This window comes from Hydrogenophaga sp. (assembly GCF_035481345.1).
In the GTDB taxonomy this organism is placed as follows: Bacteria; Pseudomonadota; Gammaproteobacteria; order Burkholderiales; family Burkholderiaceae_C; genus Hydrogenophaga.
The window spans coordinates 1-3,821 of record NZ_DATIGV010000153.1 but is presented as its reverse complement, the minus strand read 5'-3'; the positions used below and the strand labels follow the sequence as shown (position 1 = coordinate 3,821).

The 3,821-nt window shown below is 68.9% G+C and carries 6 protein-coding genes; 3 read left to right on the top strand and 3 right to left on the bottom strand.

The window, feature by feature from the left end; all coding sequences use genetic code 11:
- The 3 genes from VLG41_RS15810 to VLG41_RS15800 form a co-directional block, all read right to left on the bottom strand.
- Window positions 1-189, bottom strand: a 189-nt coding sequence (locus tag VLG41_RS15810; protein WP_414652506.1) for an electron transfer flavoprotein subunit beta/FixA family protein, incomplete at its 3' end; no start/stop codon positions are given.
- Entirely contained in the window at window positions 186-1,043 is an 858-nt protein-coding gene (locus VLG41_RS15805) for a CoA ester lyase (RefSeq protein WP_325350355.1), read from the bottom strand. The genes VLG41_RS15805 and VLG41_RS15810, both read right to left, overlap by 4 nt.
- Entirely contained in the window at window positions 1,043-1,363 is a 321-nt protein-coding gene (locus VLG41_RS15800) for a 2Fe-2S iron-sulfur cluster-binding protein (RefSeq protein WP_325350354.1), read from the bottom strand. Before VLG41_RS15800 ends, VLG41_RS15805 begins: the two co-directional genes overlap by 1 nt.
- A gap of 124 nt (window positions 1,364-1,487) precedes the next feature.
- Here VLG41_RS15800 and VLG41_RS15795 point away from each other — a divergent pair, with 124 nt between their 5' ends.
- The 3 genes from VLG41_RS15795 to VLG41_RS15785 all read left to right on the top strand — a co-directional run.
- The gene (locus VLG41_RS15795) at window positions 1,488-2,777 is read left to right on the top strand and encodes an aromatic ring-hydroxylating dioxygenase subunit alpha (protein WP_325350353.1); all 1,290 of its coding nucleotides are present in this window, start codon (window positions 1,488-1,490) and stop codon (window positions 2,775-2,777) included.
- Window positions 2,777-3,268, top strand: a complete 492-nt coding sequence (locus VLG41_RS15790) for an aromatic-ring-hydroxylating dioxygenase subunit beta (RefSeq protein WP_325350352.1) — start codon at window positions 2,777-2,779, stop codon at window positions 3,266-3,268. The genes VLG41_RS15795 and VLG41_RS15790 overlap by 1 nt, the downstream gene beginning before the upstream one ends.
- Before the next feature lie 22 nt (window positions 3,269-3,290).
- A partial coding sequence (locus VLG41_RS15785) for an enoyl-CoA hydratase/isomerase family protein (protein WP_325350351.1) occupies window positions 3,291-3,821 on the top strand: 531 nt, incomplete at its 3' end.

Here is a 3,821-nt window from a genome sequence, read left to right as displayed (position 1 = left end):
GCAGGAGACGGCGATCACCTCGGTGACCGCGCCCTTTTCCTTCAGGCGCACCGCCTCTTCCACCGCGATCTCGTCGAACGGGTTCATCGACATCTTCACGTTGGCGATGTCGACGCCGCTGCCATCGCTTTTCACGCGGACTTTGACGTTGTAGTCGACGACCCGTTTCACGGGCACCAGAATCTTCATGCGTTCTCCTGCGGGTTGGTGTCTTGAACGAAGCGGCGCGCGCGCGCCAGCACGGGCGCGTCCACCATGGCGCCCTCGAAGCGGAAGGCGCCGTCGCCTTGCGTGGTGGCCGCTTCCAGCACGCGCCGCGCCCAGGCGCGTTGCTCATCGCTGGGCCCCAGGGCCGCGTTGACCGCGGCCACCTGCGCCGGGTGGATGCAGAGCTTGCCGCCGAAGCCGAAGCGCCGCGCGCGTCGCGCGTCGGCGTTCAGGCGATCGTTGTCCTGCAGTGCGGTGGTCACGCCGTCCACGGGCGGCGCGATGCCGGCGCGGCGCGAGGCCATGACGAAGGCGAAGCGCACCGGCGCGAGCTCAGCCTCGTCGGCCTCGCAGGCCATGCCCAGGTCGGCCTGGAAGTCCAGGTGGCCGAAGGCCAGGCGTTGAACACCGGGCACGCGCGCGATGGTGTCGATCTGCGCGAGCCCCTCCGCGGATTCAATGAGCGGCAGCCAGCGACGCGCGGGGAAGGCCGCGAACAGGCGCAGCAGATCCGCGGGCGCCTCCACCTTGGCCGGCATCACCGCGCCCAGGCCCTGCAGTTCTCCGAGCAGGGCCGCGTCGTCCGCGTGCCAGGGCGTGGGCGCGGCGTTGATGCGCAGCAGCAGGCGCGCGCGAACGCCCGCGTCCAGCGAAGGCCACAACCGCGCCAGCGCGTCGCGCGCGCCGGCCTTGCGCTCGGGTGCGACGGCGTCCTCGAGATCGAGAATCAGTGCGTGTGCGCCGCTGTCCAGCGCCTTGGGCAAGCGCTCCAACCGGTCGGCGGGCAGGAAGAGGAAGCTGCGGGCGAGGGCGACGTCCCGCGCGTCGGGGGCCATCACACCTGCTCGTCGGGCAGCTGCACGCGCAAGCCGTCCAGCGCGGGCTGCATGCGGATCTGGCAGCACAGGCGGCTGTTGCCGCGCAGGTCGGGCACGCCTTCGAGCATGAAGACCTCGGTCTCCGAGCGCGGTGGCAGTTGCGCGGCGAAGGCCGGGTCCACGTAGCCGTGGCAGGTGGCGCAGCTGCACACGCCGCCGCAGTCGCCCAGGATGCCCGGCACGCCGTGGTCGATGGCGACCTGCATGAGGCTGCGGCCTACGGGGGCCTCGACGGCGTGCTCGCTGCCGTGGGGATCGATGAAAACAACGGTGGGCATGGGTGAATGGTCCTCAGAAAAAACCCCGAGAAGACCGTTTGACATAGTCCGTCTCGTCGGACTATTATTCCACCAACCGACGCACCGGACAACACGATTCCATCCCCACCCGGAGGACCCCCAATTGGACAACTGCGCCCCCGTGATTCCCATCGCCAGCGCGAGCGCCGTGGCACCGCGCTGGGACCAGCTCGTGCACGAGGAGCGCGTGCACGGCTCGCTCTACACCGACCCCGCCATCTACCAGGCCGAGCTGGAAAAGATCTGGTTCCGCACCTGGGTCTATGTGGGCCATGAGAGCGAGGTGCCGAACGCCAACGACTACGTCATGAAGTCCATCGGCCCCGAGCCGGTCATCATGACGCGCGACCGCCAGGGCGCGATCCACCTGTTGCACAACCGCTGCCCGCACCGCGGCAACCGCGTGTGCATGACGGAGCAGGGCAACGCGCGCTCCTTCACCTGCCCCTACCACGGCTGGACCTTCGCCAACGACGGCGCGCTCAAGGGCTGGCCCTTCCCCTCGGGCTACGAGGGCGTGGACCGCAAGGACCACGGCCTGGGCAAGGTCGCGCGCGTGGCCAGCTACCGCGGCTTCGTGTTCGGCTGCATGGCCGCCGAAGGACCGAGCCTGGAAGAACACCTGGGTGCGGCGATGAAGTCCATCGACGCGCTGTGCGAAACCTCGCCCGAGGGCGAGGTGGAGATCACCGCCGGCTTCCTCAAGCACAAGGTGAAGGCCAACTGGAAGTTCCTGGTCGAGAACGAGACCGATGGCTACCACCCGTCCTTCGTGCACGCCTCCATCTTCGAGGTCGCGCAAAGCGGCATCGGCACGCTCTACAGCGCCGAGTCAACGGCGGTGTCGCGCGACTTCGGCAACGGCCACACCGAGAACGACCTGCGCCCCGAGTTCCGCAAGCGCGACGTGCCGATGTCCTGGTTCGGCACCACGGCCGACAAGCTGCCCGACTACACCGCGAAGATGAACGCGGCCTACGGCGAGGAGAAGGCCCGCAAGATCATGATCGACGGCACGCCGCACATCATGATCTACCCCAACCTGTTCATCGCGGAGATCCAGATCTTCGTGATCCAGCCGCTGTCGGTGAACGAGACCGTGCAGCACGTGACCGCGCTGCAGTTCAAGGGCGCGCCCGACCTCAACCGCCGCATGCGCCAGCAGACCATGGGATCCGTGGGCCCGGCCGGCTTCCTGCTGGCCGACGACGCCGAGATGTACGAGCGCACCCAGATGGGCGTGCAGATGCGCAACCCCGAGTGGCTGTTCCTGGGCCGTGGCAAGCACCGCGAGCGCCGCGACGAGGACGGTTTCCTGATCGGCGACAACACCGACGAGGTGCCCAGCCGCGGCATCTGGCGCCACTACCGCGCCACCATGGAGGCCGCGTGATGCCCCTGACCAACGAGCAACGCGCCACGCTGGAAGACGTCACGCAGTTCATCTACCGCGAAGCGCGCCTGCAGGACGAGCACCGCTACGACGAGTGGGAATCCTTGTGGACCGACGATGGTGTGTACTGGGTGCCGGCCAACGGCGACGGCGGCGACCCCGAGCAGGTGATGTCCATCATCTACGACAACCGCTCGCGCATCGCCCTGCGCATCCGCCAGTACCACACCGGCAAGCGCTTCAGCCAGACGCCGCAGTCGCGCCTGCGCCGGCTCATCTCCAACATCGAGGTGATGGAGGAGGACGGCGACGAACTCAGCGTGGGCAGCAACGTGCTCATCTTCGAGAACCAGACGCGCGGCGACGTGCTCTGGGCCGCGCGCACCGAGTACCGGCTGCGCCGCGTGGACGGTGCGCTTCGCATGGCGCGCAAGAAGGTCAACCTGGTGAACAACCAGGACGCGCTGTATTCCATGGCCTTCCTGGTCTGAGGCCAGGCAACGGAGAACAACGATGAGCCAGGAGACGAGACCCGAGGTGCTGGTGGGCGAAGGCCCGGTGCGCCTGGAACTGCACGCCGACGGCGTGGCCCACCTGCGCCTGAGCCGCCCCGACGCGGCCAACGGCCTGAACGTGGAACTGCTGCGCGCGCTGCACGAGGCGGTGCTGCGCATCCACGGCGATGGCCGCGTGCGCGCCGTTCTGCTCACCGGCGAAGGCAAGCACTTCTGCGCCGGTGGCGACGTGCACACCTTCCTGTCGAAGGGCGAGGCACTGCCCGACTACATCCGCGTGGCGACCGCGCTGCTGCAGCTCGCCACGGCCGCGCTGATCCGCCTGAACCCGCCCGTGGTGGCGGCCGTGCAGGGCTTCGCCGCTGGCGGCGGCGGCATGGGCCTGGTCTGCTCGTCCGACTTCGTGGTGGCCGGCGAGTCCACGCGCTTCCTGGCCGGCGCCACGCGCGTGGCCATGGTGCCCGACGCGGGCGTGTCGGTCACGCTCACGCAGCTCGTGGGCTTTCGGCGCGCGATGGAGATCCTCATG